The organism is Falsochrobactrum shanghaiense (assembly GCF_003149535.1).
GTDB lineage: Bacteria > Pseudomonadota > Alphaproteobacteria > Rhizobiales > Rhizobiaceae > Brucella > Brucella shanghaiense.
Map to the genome: position 1 here is coordinate 295,597 of NZ_QGDB01000005.1, position 19,580 is coordinate 315,176.

Sequence of the window (19,580 nt, forward strand, 5' to 3'; positions counted from 1 at the left end):
TCTCAGGCTTACCCAAAATTGCCCGCTTGGAGGAAAACATGCCCCATCCGCACGATCAGAACCACGACATGATTGTGGTCCTTCCCCTTGGTGCCCACGAGCAGCATGGTCCGCACCTGCCCTTCGAAACCGACACGATCATTGCCGAAGGCATCGTGGCGCGCGTCAGTGACGCTTTGCCCGACAATCTCAACGTCAACTTTCTTCCCACCCAGCCGGTCGGCTATTCCATCGAGCATATGGATAGCGAAGGTACGCGCAGCCTCGCATTCTCCGAAGCCGTCAACCAGTGGATCGGGATCGGTGAAAACCTGCATGCAGGCGGTATCCGCAAGCTCGTCATGCTCAATGCCCATGGCGGCAATGCCCCGCTTATGACCATCGTCGCAACCGAATTGCGCACGCGCCTCAACATGCTGGCGGTCGCGACAAGCTGGACGCGCTTCGGGGTGCCGGATGGATTGATCGCTCCGGAAGAAAAAGCGCTCGACATTCATGGCGGCTTTATCGAAACCTCCGTGATGCTGGCTTTGCGGCCCGATCTGGTCGACATGTCGAAGGCGGCTGACTTCTCCAATGCGCAAGCAGACTTTGCAAGGCAATTCAAATATCTGCGCGCTTACGGTCCGCATGCCTTCGGCTGGAAGATGCATGATCTCAACAATCAGGGCGTCGCTGGCAATGCCGCTGCCGCCACCGCGCAGGCCGGTGAAAAATTGCTGGCCCATGCGGTCGCAGGCTTCATGGACCTTCTTGATGACGTCGACCGCTTCGATCCCGCGCGCTTCTCGTCAGAAACCCTCGCAAGACCGTGAACGCATCGATGTAATATTATAGCATTGCATATAGCATTCCCCCCTGCCTTCCCTTATATGCAATGCTTGATCAAGGGCATTTCCAGCAAAATGGTCAAACGGTTTTGCGATAGGATAATGCATGGAATAAACAGATAGGGCAGCTTCGCTGATTCCGTCAGCAATGAAACTGCTTACAAGTCCGAATGCCATGCTTGCGCCCTGGCATTTCCGGGATAGAAACTTCAAGAGGCATTGCACCATGAGCCAGGCTGAAGCCCAAACCGAAGCGACAGCGACCACAGAAACTGGCCGCATTCCCGTAACCGTTCTGACCGGCTATCTCGGTGCCGGGAAAACGACCCTTCTCAACCGTATCCTGACCGAAAACCACGGCAAGCGTTATGCCGTCATCGTCAACGAGTTCGGTGAGATCGGCATCGACAACGACCTGATTGTCGAATCGGACGAAGAAATCTACGAAATGAACAATGGCTGCATCTGTTGCACCGTTCGCGGAGATCTTATTCGCGTCGTTGAAGGGCTGATGCGCCGCCCGGGCCGCTTCGACGCCATCGTCGTGGAAACCACCGGCCTTGCCGATCCCGTACCCGTGGCGCAGACCTTTTTCATGGATGACGATGTGCGCGCCAAGACCGGCCTCGACGCGGTTGTGGCTCTCGTCGATGCCAAGCATCTGCCGCTCCGCCTCAAGGACAGCCGCGAGGCCGAAGACCAGATCGCCTTCGCCGATGTCGTGCTGATCAACAAGGTCGACCTCGTCACCCCGGAAGAACTCGCGGCCATCGAGGCAACCGTTCGCGCCATCAATCCTCACGCCATCATCCATCGCACCGAACGTGCTGCAATCCCGCTTGATCGCGTTCTGGATCGCGGTGCTTTCGATCTTTCGCGCGCACTGGAAAATGATCCGCATTTCCTCGATCATGACCACCCTGATCATGTTTGCGGCCCCGATTGCGATCATGATCACGATCACCACCACGATCATCATGCGCATGATCATCATCACGACCATGACCATGTCTGCGGGCCCGATTGCGACCACGACCATGGACATCACCATTACCACGATCATGCCTCGCCGATTCACGACGTGACGGTGACATCCATCTCCTTGCGCGCGGGCGAAATCGACCCGGCCAGGTTCTTCCCATGGATTCAGAATATCACGCAGACCGAGGGTCCGAATATTCTGCGCCTGAAGGGCATCATCGCCTTCAAGGACGATCCCGACCGCTACGTGGTGCAGGGCGTGCATATGATTATCGAAGGCGACCATCAGCGTGCGTGGAAACCGGAAGAAAAGCGCGAAAGCCGCCTTGTCTTCATCGGGCGTGAACTCGACGCCGCAGCCCTCCGGGCCGGTTTTGAAAACTGCCAAGCAAAATAAACTGGATAACAATGCCGACCATTGCCCCGCTCGACCTCGACGGTCATTGTATTTATGCGCGTTTTATCAATGGCCTGCCATTTTTTGCGCAGGCCGATGGCTCCATTCATCGGCTTGACAACGGCCACCAGTCCTCGACGGCCCATGACGGGCTTTTGAGCGCGACGCTGACAGTCGATGGCACAGCGCTTGTGACCGGCGGCGAAGACGGCCGGATTTGCCGCACCGCTGCTGATGGCACGGTAACGGAACTGGCGAATATTCCGCGCAAATGGATGACTGCGGTTGCAAGCGGTCCGGGGGGAAGCGTTGGTTTTGCCGCCGGGCGCAGCGCATGGGTTCGTTCATCCGACGGCACGGTGCGGGAATTCGCACAGGAACGCAGCGTGGAAGGCATTGCTTTTGCACCGAAAGGCCAGCGCCTTGCCATCGCACGCTATAACGGCGCGACGCTGATCTGGACCGGCACCCAGGCCAAACCCGTCGAGCTTGAATGGAAAGGTGCCCATATCGGCGTCATTTTCTCACCCGATGGCCGCTTTCTCATCACTTCGATGCAGGAAAATGCCCTGCATGGCTGGCGTCTGGAAGACAACCGCCATATGCGCATGACCGGCTATCCGGCCAAGGTGAAAGACTGGTCATGGAGCGCCAAGGCCAAATGGCTTGCAACTTCCGGCGCGCCAGCGGCAATCGTCTGGCCATTTTCGGGCAAGGATGGCCCGATGGGCAAGGCTCCGCTGGAACTGGGCCTGCGCGGCGACAGCATGGTCACTGCGGTGGCCTGCCATCCTTCCGATGATATTGCCGCCATTGGTTATAATGACGGCATGATCCTTCTGGTGCGCTTTGCCGATCAGAAGGAAGTGCTGCTGCGCCGTCCGGGCAAGGGTGCCATTTCCAGCATGGGCTGGGACGATCAGGGCAGCCGGCTTGTTTTCGGCTCGGAGGCGGGCGATTGCGGCGTCGTGGATATTACGAGTTAAGGGAGAGCAAGGCTGCTCCCTTGACCCGCTCCGCTGCTGGTTTTCATTCTGCTTTCATCGAAACGGCGGGCGCACCGTCCGGGCCAAGGGACGCGACCCATTCGCCGATGGCTGCAACATCGTTGTCGCCCACCATATGGTCAGCCTGAATCGTGCGTGCATCGACTTTCGCGCCGCTGGAGCGCAGCACTGCCGACAAGGCCGGAGCGAAGGGCGAATAGAGCTTGTCTTCCTCCCCGGTAAGCGTCAGCACACGGGTCTTGCCCAGATTGGCGGTCGGCGTGTTGTCCAGCACCGGCATGGAACGCATCAGCACGGCCCGCTTCACCAGATCAGGATGCAGAAGCATCGCCGCTGCCAGAAGATTGGCACCGTTGGAATAGCCCACGAAAATCGCATGCGAAAGGTCGAGATCTTTTTCTTCGGCCAGCCTCGTCAGGGAGGTTACAAAAGCATTGGCTTCGAGCCTGACATCCTTCTGATCGAATTTAACCGGCGTAATGCGCTTGTACCAACGCGTGCCGCCATCCTGCATGACGCGCCCGCGAATACCCAGCAGCGTGGCGCGCGGCCAGACTTTGGAAGCAAGCGGCACCAGACTGGTTTCATTGCCGCCAGAACCGTGCAGCAGAATTACCAACTCGTTGGACGCATTTTCCGGCGTATAGAAGCGATAGATAAATCGCTTGCTGCGTGAAAAATTCTGCGCCGCCGTCGGCTCTGTTTCCATTGTCTTGTCGCGCATCGTTACGCCCTCTCCCAGTTTGGGAGCACCGGTTTCATTTTTCAGGCCCGCGCCTGCGGACCTGCCCGCCCCGGCATTAGCCATGAGTTGCCCTTCCGCAAGAACCGGGCTTGTGGTTGCTGCAAGCGCCATCGCGATGGCCGCTATAAAGGTCTTCTTTACCATAAGTTCAACACTGCCAGTGAGATGTTAACGAAGGGTTTGAAGGCAGCTCCACCCGGGCATTTTTCAGCCCCTGCCAGCTTTACGATTGCCGCTATTAATCGGCGAGGTTTAGCCAAATTATGACGAAAACACGAAAAATTAAATCATGTTACAAATGTGTGATAATTGACACATCATCAACAAGCCGTGAACAGGACGCAAAACACGGATATTCCATGCTTTCGACGTCTTCCCATGGAATATGCTAAAATCCGGCAGATGATCTTAACAAGCGAGAATGGCCATGATGCGTTTCAAACCAGATCGGCTCTCATCGTCGAATCTTGCCTATAGCGCCGTGACACCGAAGAATATTTATCTCAGGCGGCGTGAATTCATGCTTGGGCTTGGCGCACTCATCGGCACAGGCATTTCGTCCCGTGCGTTTGCAGAACCGCTCAAAGCGGCTCCTTCACCTTACAAGACCGATGAAGAGCTAACCCCGCAAAAAGCGGTGACGACTTATAATAATTTCTATGAATTCGGCACCGACAAGGGCGACCCTTCCGCCAATTCCGGCGATTTCAAACCCCTGCCATGGCGGCTGACGATCGACGGGCTGGTGAAAGAACCCAGGGAATTCGACATTGCCGACCTCATTGCCCGTATGCCTTTGGAGGAGCGCATCTATCGCATGCGCTGCGTGGAGGCATGGTCCATGGTGATACCATGGATCGGCTTTCCCCTGGCCAGCCTGCTTGCGCAGGTCGAGCCGCTCGGCTCGGCAAAATATGTTGCATTTACCGGCATTGTCTGCCCGGAAGAGATGCCGGGGCAAAGGGGGCTTTTTCAGGTGCTCGACTGGCCCTATGTCGAGGGGCTGCGCCTTGATGAAGCCATGCATCCGCTCACCATCCTCTCCGTCGGGCTTTATGGTGAAACCTTGCTCAATGCCAATGGCGCCCCCATCCGGCTGGTCGTCCCGTGGAAATATGGCTTCAAGGGCATCAAATCGATTACGAAAATAAGCTTTGTCGAAAAGCAGCCGCCCACCTCATGGCAGCGGCAGGCAGCAAATGAATATGGCTTTTACGCCAATGTGAACCCGGAAGTAGATCATCCGCGCTGGAGCCAGGCCACGGAGCGGCGCATCGGCGAGGATAGTTTCTTCAGTTCCGGCCGCCGCCCCACCCTTCCCTTCAACGGTTATGCCGATGAAGTCGCTTCGCTCTATGCCGGCATGGATTTGAGGGTCAATTATTGACATGACCGCAACAGTCGCTACGCAGCGCAAACAAGCCCGCCCATGGGCGTGGAAAGTCTGGGCACTTTATGCGCTCGGCTTCGTACCGGCCTGCTGGGCATTTTATCAGGGTGCGACCGGCGGGCTGGGCGCCGACCCGGTAAAAAGCTTCGAACATATATTGGGCCTGTGGGCTCTGCGCTTTCTGATCCTGACCTTGCTGGTCACGCCCATTCGTGATCTGACCGGCATCAGCCTGCTGCGCTATCGCCGCGCACTCGGCCTGCTGGCCTTCTACTATGCACTCATGCATTTTTCAGCCTATATGGTGCTGGATCAGGCGCTCAATATCCCCGCCATCCTTGCCGATATTACCCGCCGCCCCTTCATTACCATCGGCATGGCAAGTTTCGCTTTACTGATACCGCTCGCCCTGACCTCGAACAATTACTCCATCCGCAAGCTCGGACGCCGCTGGAACCGGTTGCACAAGCTGGTCTATATCGCGATCGCGGGTGGCGCAGTCCATTTCCTTCTGTCTGTGAAAAGCTGGCCCGCAGAGCCGGTCATCTACGCCGCTATCGTCGCAGCGCTGCTCGCCTGGCGACTTCTGCGTCTGCTTTTGAACGCCCGAAAGACTGCTCGGCAAACCTCCCGTTAATATTTCTGCGGGCAAAACTTCAAGAAACTTTAATTCAGCGCCTTTAAAGCATGTCGCCCGAAAGTGGGAACCGGTTTCGGGATAACGACATGCGTTAAAACAACAACTGAAAGCGTGAGGAGCGAATCTGAAAGATCGCGACACGCTTTAGCTCTGCATATCGCCCAGCAGGCATATTATTGCACGGCAAATCATGTCAGTATCACCGCATTTCCCGCATATGAAGCGGCCACCGGTAAATACGGAATGTCTATGTCTTCTATTTTGAAATCGAAATCTGTTCGTTTCTTGGGGAAATTCCTCTTCATATTATTCGTTATAATATTTGCCCTTTGGGCCAGTTTCGCGATGTGGTTCCAACTGCCTTTTGGCGAAGCTGTGCGCGGTTCGGTCATCGTTGTTTGGCTGGCAATAGCCGGATGGGTGATTCTTGGCGAACGAAACAAGCGCTGCGGACGAAAGAGATTCCTTTTTCTGTTGCTGGTCTGTGTGATCATCGGCTGGTGGTCGACGATCCGCCCTTCGCTCGGTCGCATCTGGGCGCCGGAAGTGGCCCGTACCGTTCAGGGCACCGTCGATGGCGATATGGTGACACTTTTCAATGTGCGCGATTTCGACTGGCAAACCGTCGATGACTACACGCCAGACTGGAAAGAAGAGACCTATGATCTGAGCAAAATCACCACGGTCGATACATTTCTTTCCTACTGGGCCGGACCTGCCATCGCCCATACGCTTTTATCCTTCGGCTTCGAGGATGGACGCCATGTTGTTTTTTCGGGAGAAATCCGCAAGGAACACCATGAGGTCTATTCCTCCATTGGCGGTTTTTTCCGCGAATTCGAACTGGCAATGATTGCTGCCGAAGAAAGCGACATCATTTATCTGCGCACCAATGTGCGCAAGGAAGATGTCTATCGCTACCCGATAAAACTGCCGCCACAGCAGGCAAAAGAACTCTTTCTTTCTTATGTCGCAATGGGCAACCAACTGGCGGCTAAACCCAAATTCTACAATACGCTGACGGCCAATTGCACGACGATCATTTTTCATATGGCCCGCCTGCTCGACCCTTCATTCCCCTTCGATTACCGCGTTCTGCTTTCCGGCTATCTGCCCGGCTATCTCTATGATCATGGCTGGCTGGAAAATGGTGGCACGCTTGAAGAGCTGCGTGAACGCGCTTCCATCGACGCCCGGGCGCAGGCAGGTGGGCGGGAAGGCTATTCCCAGCGCATCCGTCAATAAAAAACCCCGGCGCACAGGCCGGGGTTTCACGCAAAATCAGCCTGCCGCCGATCAGTCGATTGCAGCGATGACGATGACTTCGACCTTGTAGTCCGGCGTTGCGAGCTTGGCTTCGCCTGTAGCGCGCGCAGGCGTGTTGGCAGGATCGACCCATGCATCCCAGACGGCGTTCATTTCGGCAAAGTCATTCATATCGGCGAGCCAGATCGTGGCCTGCAAGATCCTGGACTTGTCGGAACCCGAAGCCACAAGCAGGCGCTCGACTTCTGCCAGTGCGGCCTTGGTCTGCTCGGCCACGCTGACGCCAGCCTTTCCGACCTGTCCGGCGAGATAGACAGTATTGCCATGGATTACCGCCTGGCTCATGCGCGGACCGACTTCTATACGGCGAATGCTCATTGTGAACTCCTCTCAAAATGCAGCGTGGATAAATCGCTGCGCAAACAATGCGCATTCTTATGAAAGGCTCCGCCTGCTTTTGCAATGGCCGCTGCCTCATATTCACCCATATCAGCGGCATTGACTCTTCCCGGACCTCCACCTATAAGCCGCACCACGTTCGTTTATTGCGGCGGCGGATGGGTATCTGTCCGCAATCTGCAAATTGCATGACGGACCAGCTCCTGTTCAATAGACAGAACCAAGAAGGACCGCACACCGCGGTATTAAATAAATGAAGCGCACATATCAGCCATCCAAAATCGTTCGCAAGCGTCGCCACGGTTTCCGTGCACGCATGGCAACCACCGGCGGTCGCAAGGTTCTTGCCGCTCGTCGTGCACGCGGCCGCAAGCGGCTTTCCGCTTGATTTTCCCGCGCGTCATGCGCGGTGAGCAAAAAGTGATGCAGAAAAAACAAATACTCCGCCTTCGCAAGAGAGCGGAGTTTTTGGCTGTAAGGAATGGTGAAAAACGACGCGGCCCGCTGTTTCTTCTGGAGGTCCGGCAACGGCCCGAAGAAGAATCGCAACTGGCCAAAATTGGCGAAAAGCCACGCGTGGGCTTCACCGTCACTAAAAAAAATGGCAATGCAGTGATACGAAATCGTATCCGCCGCAGATTGAAAGAAGCGGTTCGCTGCCACGCAGGGCGTGACATGGCGTCATCGACCGACTATGTGATCGTGGCGCGCGAACAGGCACTCACTGCGCCCTTTACGCAACTCGCCGAAGAGATTTCCCGACGCATCAGCGGGAAAGACAAGCGGCGGGGCGAAAGGAAACGCCAAACGGAAAGACCGGAATCAGGACCCGTCAATGGAAAATAATCGCAACTTCTTCATCACCATTGCCCTGTCCATCCTCATATTGACGCTGTGGCAAGTATTCTATCTGGGTCCGAAAACCGAAGCCCAGCGCGAGCAGGCACGCATCGAGGAACAGCAGAGCCAGTCGACAGCCGCACAAACCGGCACGCAAGGCGACACGCCGCAATTGCCCGCCGCATCCGGCTCCATTCCGGGGCAGAGCGATAGCGTCCCTGCCGGCGGCACGCTTACACGCGAAGCGGCAGCCGCACAGTCGCAGCGAATTCAGATCGACACGCCATCGCTGCGCGGCTCGATCAATCTGACCGGCGCGCGCTTCGATGATCTTTACCTCAAGAAATATCACGAAACCGTCGATGATAGTTCGCCGAATATTGAACTTCTCGCACCCTCGTCGCTTAGGCAGGGCTATTTCGTTGAACTCGGCTTTACCGGCAACGATACCACCGGAGAAGTTCCTGGTCCCAATACCGTCTGGACGGTCGAAGGCAATGACAGGCTCACCCCCTCGACCCCGGTTACACTGACCTTCACCAATGATCGCGGCATTACGTTCAAGCGCATTATTGCGGTCGATGACGCTTATATGTTCACGGTCGATGATACGATCACCAATAATGCAGACGTGCCGGTTTCGCTTGCTTCTTATGGCCGCGTGACGCGCTTCAACCAGCCCGAACATGCCAGCGCCACCTATGTTCTGCATGAAGGCCTGATTGGCGTCATGGGTCAGGACGGCTTGCAGGAAATCAAATATTCCAAGGTTGAGGACGACAAGGATATTTCCTTCAAGGACGTGACGGGCGGCTGGCTCGGCATCACCGATAAATATTGGGCAGCAACGCTTATTCCACCACAAAATGAGCAATTCACCGCCCGGTTCTCACATTTTACCAATGAACGTCCGCGCTATCAGTCGGATTTCCTCAGCGCCCCCATTACGGTCGCCCCCGGACAGGACCAGTCCCTGCAAAATCACGTCTTTGCGGGCGCGAAAGTCGTATCCGACATCAAGAACTACGAAGAGAAGCTTGGTATCAAGAATTTTGAACTGCTGATCGACTGGGGCTGGTTCTACTTCATCACCAAGCCGATGTTCTACCTCATCGACTGGATCTACAAATTCTCCGGCAATTTCGGCGTGGCCATTCTGGTCGTCACCGTCCTGCTCAAGGGCCTCTTCTTCCCGCTCGCCAACAAGTCCTACAAGTCCATGGCGCGTATGAAGCTTGTGCAGCCCAAGATGACGGAAATCCGCGAGAAATATGCCGATGACAAGATGAAGCAGCAGCAGGCCATGATGGAGCTGTACAAGCAGGAAAAGATCAATCCGCTTGCAGGCTGCTGGCCCGTTCTGGTGCAGATTCCGGTCTTCTTCGCGCTCTACAAGGTCCTCTATGTCACCATCGAAATGCGCCACGCGCCTTTCTTTGGCTGGATTCATGACCTTGCAGCACCCGATCCGACCTCGATCTTCAACCTGTTCGGCCTGCTTCCCTTTGCCGTTCCGGCATTCCTGATGATTGGCGTCTGGCCGCTCATCATGGGTATCACCATGTTCCTGCAAATGCGCATGAACCCGACCCCGCCGGACCCGACGCAGGCGATGATCTTCACCTGGATGCCCATCATCTTCACCTTCATGCTGGCTTCGTTCCCGGCTGGTCTGGTGATCTACTGGGCATGGAACAATACGCTCTCGATCCTCCAGCAAGGCTTCATCATGAAGCGTCAGGGGGTCAAGATCGAACTTTGGGACAATCTGAGGGATCTGTTCAGACGAAAACCCAAAGAAGCCAAAAAATAAACAAAAAGACCCTGCCCAAGTTGCTACTTCGGCAGGTTTTTTTTAGAACTTTCAGTGCACGCGGTTGACAATGCCCCGCTTAACATTGATGCGTCATTGCAGCGACAAGACCGATACCGACAGGAACAGCACATTGAGCGAGCAGGACGAAAAACAGGCAGCACATGCCGCTTTGATCGAAGAGGGACGGCTGCTTTTTGCAAAATCGTGGATTTTCATCCGCGGCGTGCCCTCGATGAAATTCCTGCCGCCCGAAGGCCCGGTGGAGATCGCCTTTGCCGGTCGCTCCAATGTGGGCAAATCCTCGCTGATCAACGCGCTCGTCGGCAAAAAGGGCCTTGCCCGCACATCCAACACGCCCGGTCGTACGCAGGAACTCAATTATTTCGTCCCCGATGGCTATTCGGGGGAGAAGGGCGATCTGCCACCGCTGGCCCTTGTCGATATGCCCGGTTATGGTTTCGCCGAAGCCCCAAAAGCCCAGGTCGATGCGTGGACGCGGCTGGTTTTTGATTATCTGCGCGGCCGCACCACACTCAAGCGCGTTTACGTGCTGATTGATTCCCGCCACGGCATCAAGAAGAACGATGCCGAGGTTCTGGACCTTCTCGACAAGGCGGCGGTTTCCTATCAGATCGTGCTCACCAAGATCGACAAGATCAAGGCTGCGGGCGTTCCGCGCTTGATGGAAGATACAAAAAAGCTGATCGCAAAACGCCCCGCAGCCTTCCCCCAGCTTATTGCAACCTCTTCGGAAAAGCTTGAGGGCCTTGACGAATTGCGGGCAGCCATTGCACTTGTCGCCAAAGAATAGTTACCCTGCAAATACAGTTTCGCAACGCGCGAGCTGCTCTGATGAACCCTGCCCTATGCCCTGTCGCCAGCCATGGAGCCTGCGATGACCAATCTTGATAACCCCGAAATGCAAGCCCGCCTTCTCTCTGCGGCCCTGCCCTACATGCAGCGCTACGAGAACAAGAATGTCGTCGTGAAATATGGCGGCCATGCCATGGGCAACCCCGAACTGGGCAAGGCTTTTGCGCGCGACATCGCGCTGCTCAAGCAATCAGGTATCAACCCGATCGTCGTTCATGGCGGCGGGCCGCAGATTCAGGCCATGCTGACCAAGCTCGGTATCGAATCACGCTTCGAAGGCGGTCTGCGCGTTACCGACGAGAAGACGGTCGAAGTGGTGGAAATGGTTCTGGCTGGCTCCATCAACAAAGAGATCGTCGCCCTCATCAACGCGGAAGGCGAATGGGCCATCGGCCTGTGCGGCAAGGACGGCAATCTGGTCTTTGCCCGCAAGGCCCACAAGACCATTATTGATCCCGATTCCAGCATCGAGAAAGTGCTGGATCTGGGCTTTGTCGGTGAACCTGCCGAAGTGGACCGCACATTGCTCGACCTGCTGGCGCGTTCAGAAATGATCCCCGTGATTGCGCCGGTCGCGCCGGGCCGCGACGGACATACCTATAATATCAATGCCGATACTTTTGCAGGCGCGATTGCAGGGGCGCTGGCCGCAACCCGCCTTCTCTTCCTCACCGACGTACCGGGTGTGCTCGACAAGGATAAAAACCTCATCAAGGAACTGTCCGTCGCCGATGCGCAGGCGCTTATCAGGGATGGCACGATTTCCGGCGGCATGATCCCGAAAGTCGAAACCTGCATCGATGCGATCCGGCGCGGCGTCGAGGGTGTTGTCATCCTCAATGGCAAGACCCCGCATTCCGTCTTGCTTGAACTTTTCACCGAACATGGTGCCGGCACACTAATTGTGCCGTAAGATATAAAATTACGCTTATCGTAACTATCGCCGCCTCCGGGCGGCTTTTTCCTGCCTCGCCTTCTTCCCTCCTTTATGGCATAAGGGCTTATGACTGAAAAACCTGATGCACCGGCCTTTACCCATGTCACCGACTGGGTGTTCGATCTCGACAATACGCTTTACCCACACGCTACCGATCTGTTTTCGCAGATCGATGTGCGTATGACCAATTATGTGGAGACCTTGCTCAAGCTGCCGCGCGAGGAAGCGCGCAAGGTGCAGAAGCAATTCTATCTTGAATATGGCACGACATTGAAGGGCCTGATGGAGTGCTATAAGATCGATCCCGACGATTTTCTGCAAAAAGTCCATGACATCGATTACACATGGCTGAAGCCTGATCCGGCACTGGGCGAAGCGATCAGGGCGTTGCCGGGCCGTAGATTCATCTTCACCAATGGCGACCGGGGCCACGCTGAACGCGCCGCGCGCCAATTGGGCATTCTCGATAATTTCGACGATATTTTCGATATTGTCGCAGCCGGCCTCACCCCCAAGCCCGAGCGTGCCACCTATGACCGCTTCCTCAACGCATTCGGCGTTGACGCAACCAGGGCCGCCATGTTCGAGGATCTGGCACGCAATCTGGTTGTCCCCAAGACGCTGGGCATGAAGACCGTATTGGTCGTGCCGAACAATTTTGAGCCAACTTTTTCCGAAATATGGGAAAGCGATCCGGAATTCACCGATCAGGTGGATTACGTGACGGATAGTCTTACCCATTTTCTGGAAAAAATTATTGCAGCAAGATAGACAATTTACCGGCCTTGAAAAACGCATCGATAAGGCGGCGCACCGCCTTATCGGCTATCTGCCTGCGGCTTTCTAAAGCGTGTCGTTATCCCGAAACCGGTTCCCACTTTCGGGCGACATGCTTTAAAGCTTATAGAAGCGCTTGATCTCCGCCCACGCCTCTTCGGCTGTCTCGACGAAGGTCAGAAGCTCAATATCGGTTGGCGAAATCGTGCCTTGTTCTGCAAGGAATTCAATATTGATAGCCTTGCTCCAGAACTCCTTACCAAACAGGATCAGCGGCATGCGTTCCATGCGATCCGTCTGGATGAGCGTCATGGCTTCAAAAAGCTCGTCCATCGTGCCAAACCCGCCCGGAAAGACGCACAGAGCCTTGGCGCGCATGAGAAAATGCATCTTGCGCAAAGCGAAATAGTGAAAATTAAAGCACAAATCCGGCGTGACATATTCATTGGGTGCCTGTTCATGCGGCAATACGATATTGAGGCCGATAGTGGGCGCGCCGACATCGGCAGCACCGCGATTGCCCGCCTCCATCACGCCCGGACCGCCGCCCGTCACGATGATGAATTCGCGATAATAGGTGGTAGCGGAATATTCCGAGCAGATGCGGGCAAACCGGCGCGCTTCTTCATAATAGCGTGCATTGGCTTCGAGATTCTTTTTCTGCACTTCATTCTTCGCAGCCCAGGCTTCGCCGCCCGGTTCGGGAATGCGCGCGCCGCCAAACATCACCACGGTCGAACGAATGCCGCGATCGGCAAGGATCAATTCCGGCTTGAGCAGCTCAAGCTGCAAACGCACCGCGCGCAAATCGCGTCGCGTCATGAAGTCGTCATCGATAAAGGCAAGACGATAGGCGGGAGCCTCCGTCTGGGGCGTCTGCGGCACAGTTTTGGCCTGTTTGACAGCTTCCTCGGAATGCGGGAAAGGCGTCCAGCCAGACTTCTCCATCGGATTCATGCTCTATTCTGCTCCTTAAAACAAAAGGTTGGAGCGCCATTCTGATTCAATCGAAACGCGCTCTGATCGTCATCCATCTTTGCTTTAGCACGAATTGGGGCGTTATAATCTTAATCTGCATCGAATTCATCCATGCATCGAGGCAGCATCCGCATTGACCCTCACAGTGCCTTCGCTTAATCACTTCCCTGACCGCTGCCCCGGCAAGGCGGCAGCTTTTACCCGCCATTTCATGGAGACTGTTATATGACCCGGCCAGACTTCGCCTCTCTTGAAAAGACCATCGACAAGGCCTTTGACGAGCGCGATGGCATCAACACAGCCACCCGCGGCGAAATCCGCGATGCTGTGGAGCAATCGCTGCTTTTGCTTGATCGCGGTGAGGCCCGTGTTGCAGAAAAACAGTCGGACGGCAACTGGCACGTCAACCAATGGCTCAAAAAAGCCGTCCTGCTCTCCTTCCGCCTGAACCCCATGGAAGTCATCAAGGGCGGCCCCGGCCAGTCCTCGTGGTGGGACAAGGTGCCGTCGAAATTCGATGGCTGGACCGCCAATGAGTTCGAAAAAGCTGGCTTCCGCGCCGTCCCCAACTGCGTCGTGCGCCATTCGGCCTATATCGCTCCCAATGCCATCCTGATGCCGTCCTTCGTCAATCTCGGCGCTTATGTCGATGAAGGCACCATGGTCGATACCTGGGCCACCGTCGGCTCATGCGCGCAAATCGGCAAGAATGTGCACCTTTCCGGCGGCGTCGGCATCGGCGGCGTTCTGGAGCCGATGCAGGCCGGTCCGACGATCATCGAAGATAATTGCTTCATCGGCGCACGTTCGGAAGTCGTCGAAGGCTGCATCGTTCGGGAAGGCGCGGTGCTCGGCATGGGCGTCTTCATCGGCAAGTCGACCAGGATCGTCGACCGTTCGACCGGTGAAATCTTTTATGGTGAAGTGCCCGCCTATTCAGTCGTGGTCGCAGGCACCATGCCCGGCAAGCCCTTGCCGAATGGCGAACCCGGCCCGAGCCTTTATTGCGCCGTGATCGTCAAGCGCGTCGACGAAAAAACCCGTTCCAAGACTTCGATCAACGAATTGCTGCGCGACTGACGCGAAATCATTATTACACGAATAAAAAAGGCGAAGCCCGAAAGCTTCGCCTTTTGTTTTTAGCCGTTCTACAGAAATTATTTCTGGTAGCTCGATGGCGAAGCATCGCCGAAACGATGAGCGGAGCCATCGCTGTAGCTTTCCTGGCTGATCGAAGCAGGCGCGGTATAATCGACGCCCTGCGACGCAACCGGAGTGCGGTCGTTTGCATAAAGATTGTCAGGTTCGCCAACATATGGATTTTCAGCAAAAGCGGCACCGGCACTCAGGGCAACGGCTGCGGCAGCAAGAACAAACTTCTTCATTGTATATTCCTTTCTACATCCCCTTTGGATGGCAGCTGGGCTGATCTCCGGGGTCCCGGGACAGCAAGCCGCCATCCTCCGGGGAGATTACGTTCAAAAGCCTTGGGGCTTTTCAGAGGTGAGGAAAACTTCGGGAGAACGTCCCGACGATTTTACCTGAATGCCGGCTCTTCCAATCTGGGATGTGAGCGGAAGAGCCGATCGTTCAGGCCATTCTTAGTTTTGGTAGCTGGAAGGCGAAGCATCACCAAAACGATTGGCCGATCCATCGGTATAACCAGTATCGATCGAAGCAGGCGCAGTATAATCAACGCCCTGCGAGATCACCGCAGTACGGTCGTTTGCATAAAGATTGTCAGGTTCGCCAACATAAGGATTTTCGGCGAAAGCGGCACCGGCACTCAGGGCAACGGCAGCGGCGGCAAGAACAAACTTTTTCATTTTCTATCTCCTTGAAGTGTGGAGCGACGTTCGATGCGTCGTTCCCATGCACTTCAAATGGGTGACAATGAGCGAAATTTCCAGTCACGAAAAAGTTTCGTCGATCACATGTTTGTGCACCCGATTTTATCAGGACTTATCATTATATAAAAAATAAATAAATAAAAACAATATATTAGTCTATGAACTTTAATTCACAAAACTGATGTATGTCTGTCATGTTCACTATTAGCAAACAGTCTGTGCAGATTTATTGTATCAATATAGCGAACAATAAAGCCCCGTCGACACCATTAATGCACCATTTCCATCTCGCTGCCGGCATGGCTGCGGGTTCACAGCGCAAGCACAATCGTCGTCTTGCTGTCGGAATCTATAGAAAAAACAGGAAAAAAGTGCCGCTCACGCTCCGGTCCAGAGACGAGAGCTGAAAAGACATGGCCGAAATCGATCTGCCCGGTCTCAGTTTCTGGCGACGATCATTGAGCGTCCGGTGATGGCGACCCATTGGCCGGCATGGCTTGGCGACTGCATCTTGATATAGCGATAGGAGGTTTTTCCGACCGGCAATATTTCCTCACGCAGATTATCGAGGATGAGATCGCCCTGATCTGTACGCACGGTCAATACGACATGCGGTTCGCGCCCCTGCACCATCGTAATCAGAAGCTGCGAAGCGCTCATGCCGCGCGCAATCAGTTGCGCGCGCTTCATCAGCACATAATCCTCGCAATCGCCTTTTCCGCCAGCCGGAATAGCCCAGTGATCGCGCTTGCCGTAATTGTCCACATCTGAAACCGGGCGGACACGCCGGTTGACGGAAGCATTGACGCTTTGCAGCACCTGCATGCGCGCCTGCGTCAGCTTCATCGGCGGCTGGGCGCGGTGCGCGCGGCAATCACGCGGATTGCGCTTGCAATAATCCAGATGCCCGTATGGAATGCTCGTCAGCGCGCCCGCCTCGCTCCATTGCGCAGCTTTAGCCGGAACGAGCATGGCTCCGAACAACGCCGTCATGCCTGCTGCGGCACAGACCAGTAAACGCATCGCCTATTCCCATTTCAAGCGTCCCGATGGGACGATTTCCCGTCAATGGACCCGTTTTCCCGGATCTCTTATCAACTGTTTTTTAACTAACGATGACATGGCTCCTCAGGTCAAGGAAATTCGCTCATTCAGAGCAAATCCTTGCCCCTCGCCGCTTGCAGCCACATTTGCATTGCGAAGGAATATTGTTTCATCCTGACGCTTCCCGATCTAGTCTCATGCAACCCGATTCTCAGGATGAAGTCTCGACATCATGCGCCTGCCTGCCGATCCCGTTGAAAACCTTGCCGCCCTCATTCGTTGCCCCTCCGTCACGCCCGCCGAAGGCGAGGCCTTGTCGGTGCTGGAAACCATGTTGCAGCCCATGGGCTTTACCGTCGAGCGACCGCTTTTCAGCGACACCGACACCCCGGACATCGAAAATCTCTATGCCCGCCGATCAGGAAACGGCCCGCATCTGATGTTTGCCGGCCATACCGACGTCGTGCCGCCCGGCGATGAAAAAGACTGGAAACATCCGCCCTTTGCCGCCGCAATCGAAGAGGGCGTCATCTATGGGCGCGGCGCGGTCGACATGAAGGGCGGCATCGCCTGTTTCGTTGCGGCGATGGCGCGCTATCTTGAGAAGCACGAAACACTCAATGGCAGTGTTTCTTTTCTTATTACCGGCGATGAAGAAGGCCCGGCCGTCAACGGCACGATAAAGCTGCTCGAATGGGCCAGCGCCCGCGGGGAAAGCTGGGATGCCTCACTGGTCGGCGAGCCGACCAACCCGGATATGCTTGGCGATATGATGAAAATCGGGCGGCGCGGCTCTCTTTCCGGCACCATCACGGTACATGGTATACAGGGCCACGCAGCCTATCCGCATCTGGCCGAAAACCCCGTGCGCGGCATGGTGGCTCTGGTCGACAGCCTTCTTTATCCGGCTTTCGACGAAGGCACCGAGGATTTTCAGGCGAGCAATCTGGAAGTCACCTCGATCGATGTCGGCAACAAGGCGACCAATGTCATTCCCGCCAAGGCGACCGCCACCTTCAACATTCGCTTCAACGACACATGGACGGTGGAGAGCCTGCAGGCCGAGATCAATTCACGCCTGCAAAAAGCCGCGCGCGACAGCCGCCTGCGACCGGGCCGTGAAACCCCGATCCATTATGATCTGGAATGGCGCGAACAGCCCAGCCATGTCTTCCTCACCCGCGATGAAAAACTCATCAGAACACTGAGCGCATCGATCGAGGCCGTTACCGGCAAGCGCCCGAAGCTTTCCACCTCGGGCGGCACGTCCGATGCGCGCTTCATCAAGGATTACTGCCCGGTCGTTGAATTTGGCCTTGTGGGCCAGACCATGCATATGGTGGACGAGCGCGTCGCAATTGCAGACCTTGAGGGTCTTACGCAAATTTACGAACGTTTTATAACTGATTTCTTCGGGGTCGCTTCATCCGGCACCCTCACGGACAGGTAGAGAGGACCATGCCCAGTCTGGATGATATTTTCAGATATTTCACGGGCGTCTGGAAAATGATGCTTGGCCGTAAGGAAGGGCTGAACTATCTCGATATTTCCGCTGAAGACTTCTGGACATCCTTCACCGCCATCATTGTCGCCCTGCCGCCGCTATTGGGAACGTGGGTCGCCTATGCCGCCGATCTGACCGCCGGGCGCGAAGATGCCGCCTTGCGGCTGGCAATTGTCGTGCGTGCCGGTTTTGTCGATATTGCCGCCTGGCTTCTGCCGCTCGTCATCATCGGCGCCGTCGCCCGCCATATCGGAATTGCCAAGCGCTATGCCGTCTATGTCATTGCGACCAATTGGGGCAGCGCGCTGCTGGCGTGGATTTTCGCACCGATCACCCTGCTGCAACTGTTTTTTCCGGGGCAGTTCGATGTGGCAACGCTCCTCGCCTTTCTCATGTTCGGTGTTTCGGTCGTCCTCAGCTACCGGCTGACATGGGTCGTCCTCCAGCGCCCGCATGCCTATGTCGCGCCGTTTTTTGCCTCCGTCTTCTTCGGATCGCTATTCATCACCGTGCTGTTGCAGCAACTGCTCGGCATCGGCCTTGAAGCCTATCAATAAGGAAAGGCGTAATCGACACCGGTTAGGTAAAGACCGTAAGGCGGCGCGACCTGTCCGCATGCCTTGCGGTCCCGGGCTTCCAGCGCGGCCTGCAAGTCGTCTGCCGTCCAGCGCCCCACACCCACCTCCATCAGACTGCCCGCAAAGGAGCGCACCTGATTGTGCAGGAAGGAACGCGCCGAAACCCGCATCTCGATCATTTCCCCGTCCCGGGTCACATCGAGCCGGTCCAGCGACTTTATCGGGCTTTTCGCCTGACATTGGGTTGCGCGAAACGTCGTGAAATCATGCTCGCCCAAAAGCCGTTGCGCCGCTTCATGCATCGCTTCGTGGTCAAGTCGCTTCTGCACCCACCACGCCCGCTGATAATCGATGGCCAGCGGCGCGCGGCGGTTATGAATACGGTAAAGATAATGCCGGGCACGCGCCGAAAAGCGGGCATCGAATGCGTCCGTGGTCTTTTCGACATTGAGTATGCTGATGCGCTCATTCGCCATGACGAGATGCGCATTCACCGCATCGCGTATCTTGCCCGCGCCCCAGTCCTTTTCCAGATCGACATGGGCTGTCTGCGCCAGAGCATGAACACCCGCATCGGTGCGCCCGGCAGCGCCCAATGTCAGCTCTTCACCGCAAAATTTCTTGAAAGCCTGCTCGATCGCCCCTTGCACACTATGGCTGTTGGCTTGCCGCTGCCAGCCCGCATAAGGTGTGCCATCATACTCGATCGTGAGCTTATAGCGCGGCAC

The 19,580-nt window shown here is 55.8% G+C and carries 22 protein-coding genes; 15 read left to right on the forward strand and 7 right to left on the reverse strand.

Annotation, left to right across the window (positions count from 1 at the left end; all coding sequences use genetic code 11):
• Positions 1–38 precede the first annotated feature (38 nt).
• From DKP76_RS14370 to DKP76_RS14380, 3 genes are all read left to right on the forward strand, one after another.
• Positions 39–815, forward strand: a complete 777-nt coding sequence (locus tag DKP76_RS14370) for a creatininase family protein (protein ID WP_109707480.1) — start codon at positions 39–41, stop codon at positions 813–815.
• Between the two features lie 241 nt (positions 816–1,056).
• Positions 1,057–2,208 (forward strand): CobW family GTP-binding protein, encoded by a 1,152-nt coding sequence (locus DKP76_RS14375; RefSeq protein ID WP_109707561.1) that lies wholly within the window; start codon positions 1,057–1,059, stop codon positions 2,206–2,208.
• Positions 2,209–2,219: 11 nt separating this feature from the next.
• Positions 2,220–3,194 carry a WD40 repeat domain-containing protein gene (locus DKP76_RS14380; RefSeq protein WP_109707481.1) on the forward strand — a complete coding sequence of 325 codons (975 nt, stop codon included), beginning with the start codon at positions 2,220–2,222 and terminating at the stop codon, positions 3,192–3,194.
• A 43-nt stretch (positions 3,195–3,237) separates the two neighbouring features.
• On the opposite strand, the gene DKP76_RS14385 is transcribed toward DKP76_RS14380, so the two are convergent.
• A complete protein-coding gene (locus DKP76_RS14385; protein ID WP_109707482.1) occupies positions 3,238–4,104 on the reverse strand; it encodes an alpha/beta hydrolase in 867 nt (288 codons plus the stop codon).
• A gap of 283 nt (positions 4,105–4,387) precedes the next feature.
• Here DKP76_RS14385 and msrP point away from each other — a divergent pair, with 283 nt between their 5' ends.
• The 3 genes from msrP to DKP76_RS14400 all read left to right on the forward strand — a co-directional run bounded on the left by msrP (position 4,388) and on the right by DKP76_RS14400 (position 7,235).
• On the forward strand, positions 4,388–5,347 hold the full coding sequence (msrP, locus tag DKP76_RS14390) for a protein-methionine-sulfoxide reductase catalytic subunit MsrP (protein WP_109707562.1): 960 nt from the start codon (positions 4,388–4,390) through the stop codon (positions 5,345–5,347).
• 1 nt (position 5,348) lies between these two features.
• On the forward strand, positions 5,349–5,987 hold the full coding sequence (gene msrQ / locus DKP76_RS14395; protein ID WP_109707483.1) for a protein-methionine-sulfoxide reductase heme-binding subunit MsrQ: 639 nt from the start codon (positions 5,349–5,351) through the stop codon (positions 5,985–5,987).
• A 252-nt stretch (positions 5,988–6,239) separates the two neighbouring features.
• Entirely contained in the window at positions 6,240–7,235 is a 996-nt protein-coding gene (locus DKP76_RS14400; RefSeq protein WP_199224816.1) for an Lnb N-terminal periplasmic domain-containing protein, read from the forward strand.
• Positions 7,236–7,286: 51 nt separating this feature from the next.
• Here the strand turns inward: DKP76_RS14400 and DKP76_RS14405 are convergent, their stop codons facing one another.
• Complete coding sequence (locus DKP76_RS14405; RefSeq protein ID WP_109707485.1) at positions 7,287–7,634, reverse strand: RidA family protein; 348 nt, start codon at positions 7,632–7,634, stop codon at positions 7,287–7,289.
• A 274-nt stretch (positions 7,635–7,908) separates the two neighbouring features.
• On the opposite strand from DKP76_RS14405, the gene rpmH reads away from it, so the two are divergent.
• From rpmH to DKP76_RS14435, 6 genes are all read left to right on the forward strand, one after another.
• Positions 7,909–8,043, forward strand: coding sequence for a 50S ribosomal protein L34 (gene rpmH / locus DKP76_RS14410; protein WP_109707486.1), 135 nt, complete (start codon positions 7,909–7,911; stop codon positions 8,041–8,043).
• A 35-nt stretch (positions 8,044–8,078) separates the two neighbouring features.
• Complete coding sequence (gene rnpA, locus DKP76_RS14415; RefSeq protein ID WP_245410246.1) at positions 8,079–8,501, forward strand: ribonuclease P protein component; 423 nt, start codon at positions 8,079–8,081, stop codon at positions 8,499–8,501.
• On the forward strand, positions 8,491–10,308 hold the full coding sequence (gene yidC / locus DKP76_RS14420) for a membrane protein insertase YidC (protein ID WP_109707487.1): 1,818 nt from the start codon (positions 8,491–8,493) through the stop codon (positions 10,306–10,308). Before rnpA ends, yidC begins: the two co-directional genes overlap by 11 nt.
• Positions 10,309–10,396: 88 nt before the next feature.
• A complete protein-coding gene (yihA, locus tag DKP76_RS14425; protein ID WP_425349408.1) occupies positions 10,397–11,122 on the forward strand; it encodes a ribosome biogenesis GTP-binding protein YihA/YsxC in 726 nt (241 codons plus the stop codon).
• A gap of 84 nt (positions 11,123–11,206) precedes the next feature.
• A complete protein-coding gene (gene argB / locus DKP76_RS14430) occupies positions 11,207–12,097 on the forward strand; it encodes an acetylglutamate kinase (RefSeq protein WP_109707564.1) in 891 nt (296 codons plus the stop codon).
• 90 nt (positions 12,098–12,187) lie between these two features.
• Positions 12,188–12,892 carry a pyrimidine 5'-nucleotidase gene (locus DKP76_RS14435; RefSeq protein ID WP_109707489.1) on the forward strand — a complete coding sequence of 235 codons (705 nt, stop codon included), beginning with the start codon at positions 12,188–12,190 and terminating at the stop codon, positions 12,890–12,892.
• 123 nt (positions 12,893–13,015) lie between these two features.
• On the opposite strand, the gene DKP76_RS14440 is transcribed toward DKP76_RS14435, so the two are convergent.
• On the reverse strand, positions 13,016–13,855 hold the full coding sequence (locus tag DKP76_RS14440) for an LOG family protein (protein ID WP_109707490.1): 840 nt from the start codon (positions 13,853–13,855) through the stop codon (positions 13,016–13,018).
• 246 nt (positions 13,856–14,101) lie between these two features.
• Here DKP76_RS14440 and dapD point away from each other — a divergent pair, with 246 nt between their 5' ends.
• The gene (gene dapD, locus DKP76_RS14445; RefSeq protein ID WP_109707491.1) at positions 14,102–14,956 is read left to right on the forward strand and encodes a 2,3,4,5-tetrahydropyridine-2,6-dicarboxylate N-succinyltransferase; all 855 of its coding nucleotides are present in this window, start codon (positions 14,102–14,104) and stop codon (positions 14,954–14,956) included.
• A gap of 77 nt (positions 14,957–15,033) precedes the next feature.
• On the opposite strand, the gene DKP76_RS14450 is transcribed toward dapD, so the two are convergent.
• The 3 genes from DKP76_RS14450 to DKP76_RS14460 all read right to left on the reverse strand — a co-directional run bounded on the left by DKP76_RS14450 (position 15,034) and on the right by DKP76_RS14460 (position 16,749).
• Positions 15,034–15,261, reverse strand: a complete 228-nt coding sequence (locus DKP76_RS14450) for a hypothetical protein (protein ID WP_109707492.1) — start codon at positions 15,259–15,261, stop codon at positions 15,034–15,036.
• 216 nt (positions 15,262–15,477) lie between these two features.
• A complete protein-coding gene (locus DKP76_RS14455) occupies positions 15,478–15,702 on the reverse strand; it encodes a hypothetical protein (protein WP_109707493.1) in 225 nt (74 codons plus the stop codon).
• 462 nt (positions 15,703–16,164) lie between these two features.
• Positions 16,165–16,749: a transglutaminase-like cysteine peptidase gene (locus DKP76_RS14460; protein ID WP_109707494.1), complete on the reverse strand. Its 585-nt coding sequence runs from the start codon at positions 16,747–16,749 to the stop codon at positions 16,165–16,167.
• 253 nt (positions 16,750–17,002) lie between these two features.
• Between DKP76_RS14460 and dapE the strand changes: the two genes are divergently transcribed.
• Both dapE and DKP76_RS14470 read left to right on the forward strand, forming a co-directional pair.
• A complete protein-coding gene (gene dapE, locus DKP76_RS14465; protein ID WP_109707495.1) occupies positions 17,003–18,220 on the forward strand; it encodes a succinyl-diaminopimelate desuccinylase in 1,218 nt (405 codons plus the stop codon).
• 8 nt (positions 18,221–18,228) lie between these two features.
• Positions 18,229–18,831 carry a hypothetical protein gene (locus DKP76_RS14470; RefSeq protein WP_109707496.1) on the forward strand — a complete coding sequence of 201 codons (603 nt, stop codon included), beginning with the start codon at positions 18,229–18,231 and terminating at the stop codon, positions 18,829–18,831.
• On the opposite strand, the gene truA is transcribed toward DKP76_RS14470, so the two are convergent.
• A complete protein-coding gene (truA, locus tag DKP76_RS14475; protein WP_109707497.1) occupies positions 18,825–19,580 on the reverse strand; it encodes a tRNA pseudouridine(38-40) synthase TruA in 756 nt (251 codons plus the stop codon). The two genes, DKP76_RS14470 and truA, sit on opposite strands and share 7 nt — an antisense overlap.

Bases quoted from the DNA above. Each gene is read 5' to 3' on its own strand.
- DKP76_RS14470 (WP_109707496.1), top strand. From the start codon at position 18,229: ATGCCCAGTCTGGATGATATTTTCAGATATTTCACGGGCGTCTGGAAA.
- msrQ (WP_109707483.1), top strand. From the start codon at position 5,349: ATGACCGCAACAGTCGCTACGCAGCGCAAACAAGCCCGCCCATGGGCG.
- DKP76_RS14385 (WP_109707482.1), bottom strand. From the start codon at position 4,104: ATGGTAAAGAAGACCTTTATAGCGGCCATCGCGATGGCGCTTGCAGCA.
- dapE (WP_109707495.1), top strand. From the start codon at position 17,003: ATGCGCCTGCCTGCCGATCCCGTTGAAAACCTTGCCGCCCTCATTCGT.
- DKP76_RS14440 (WP_109707490.1), bottom strand. From the start codon at position 13,855: ATGAATCCGATGGAGAAGTCTGGCTGGACGCCTTTCCCGCATTCCGAG.
- DKP76_RS14450 (WP_109707492.1), bottom strand. From the start codon at position 15,261: ATGAAGAAGTTTGTTCTTGCTGCCGCAGCCGTTGCCCTGAGTGCCGGT.
- yihA (WP_425349408.1), top strand. From the start codon at position 10,397: ATGCGTCATTGCAGCGACAAGACCGATACCGACAGGAACAGCACATTG.
- DKP76_RS14400 (WP_199224816.1), top strand. From the start codon at position 6,240: ATGTCTTCTATTTTGAAATCGAAATCTGTTCGTTTCTTGGGGAAATTC.
- DKP76_RS14370 (WP_109707480.1), top strand. From the start codon at position 39: ATGCCCCATCCGCACGATCAGAACCACGACATGATTGTGGTCCTTCCC.
- DKP76_RS14435 (WP_109707489.1), top strand. From the start codon at position 12,188: ATGACTGAAAAACCTGATGCACCGGCCTTTACCCATGTCACCGACTGG.
- yidC (WP_109707487.1), top strand. From the start codon at position 8,491: ATGGAAAATAATCGCAACTTCTTCATCACCATTGCCCTGTCCATCCTC.
- msrP (WP_109707562.1), top strand. From the start codon at position 4,388: ATGATGCGTTTCAAACCAGATCGGCTCTCATCGTCGAATCTTGCCTAT.
- rpmH (WP_109707486.1), top strand. From the start codon at position 7,909: ATGAAGCGCACATATCAGCCATCCAAAATCGTTCGCAAGCGTCGCCAC.
- dapD (WP_109707491.1), top strand. From the start codon at position 14,102: ATGACCCGGCCAGACTTCGCCTCTCTTGAAAAGACCATCGACAAGGCC.
- argB (WP_109707564.1), top strand. From the start codon at position 11,207: ATGACCAATCTTGATAACCCCGAAATGCAAGCCCGCCTTCTCTCTGCG.
- rnpA (WP_245410246.1), top strand. From the start codon at position 8,079: ATGCAGAAAAAACAAATACTCCGCCTTCGCAAGAGAGCGGAGTTTTTG.
- DKP76_RS14460 (WP_109707494.1), bottom strand. From the start codon at position 16,749: ATGCGTTTACTGGTCTGTGCCGCAGCAGGCATGACGGCGTTGTTCGGA.
- DKP76_RS14380 (WP_109707481.1), top strand. From the start codon at position 2,220: ATGCCGACCATTGCCCCGCTCGACCTCGACGGTCATTGTATTTATGCG.
- DKP76_RS14375 (WP_109707561.1), top strand. From the start codon at position 1,057: ATGAGCCAGGCTGAAGCCCAAACCGAAGCGACAGCGACCACAGAAACT.
- DKP76_RS14405 (WP_109707485.1), bottom strand. From the start codon at position 7,634: ATGAGCATTCGCCGTATAGAAGTCGGTCCGCGCATGAGCCAGGCGGTA.
- DKP76_RS14455 (WP_109707493.1), bottom strand. From the start codon at position 15,702: ATGAAAAAGTTTGTTCTTGCCGCCGCTGCCGTTGCCCTGAGTGCCGGT.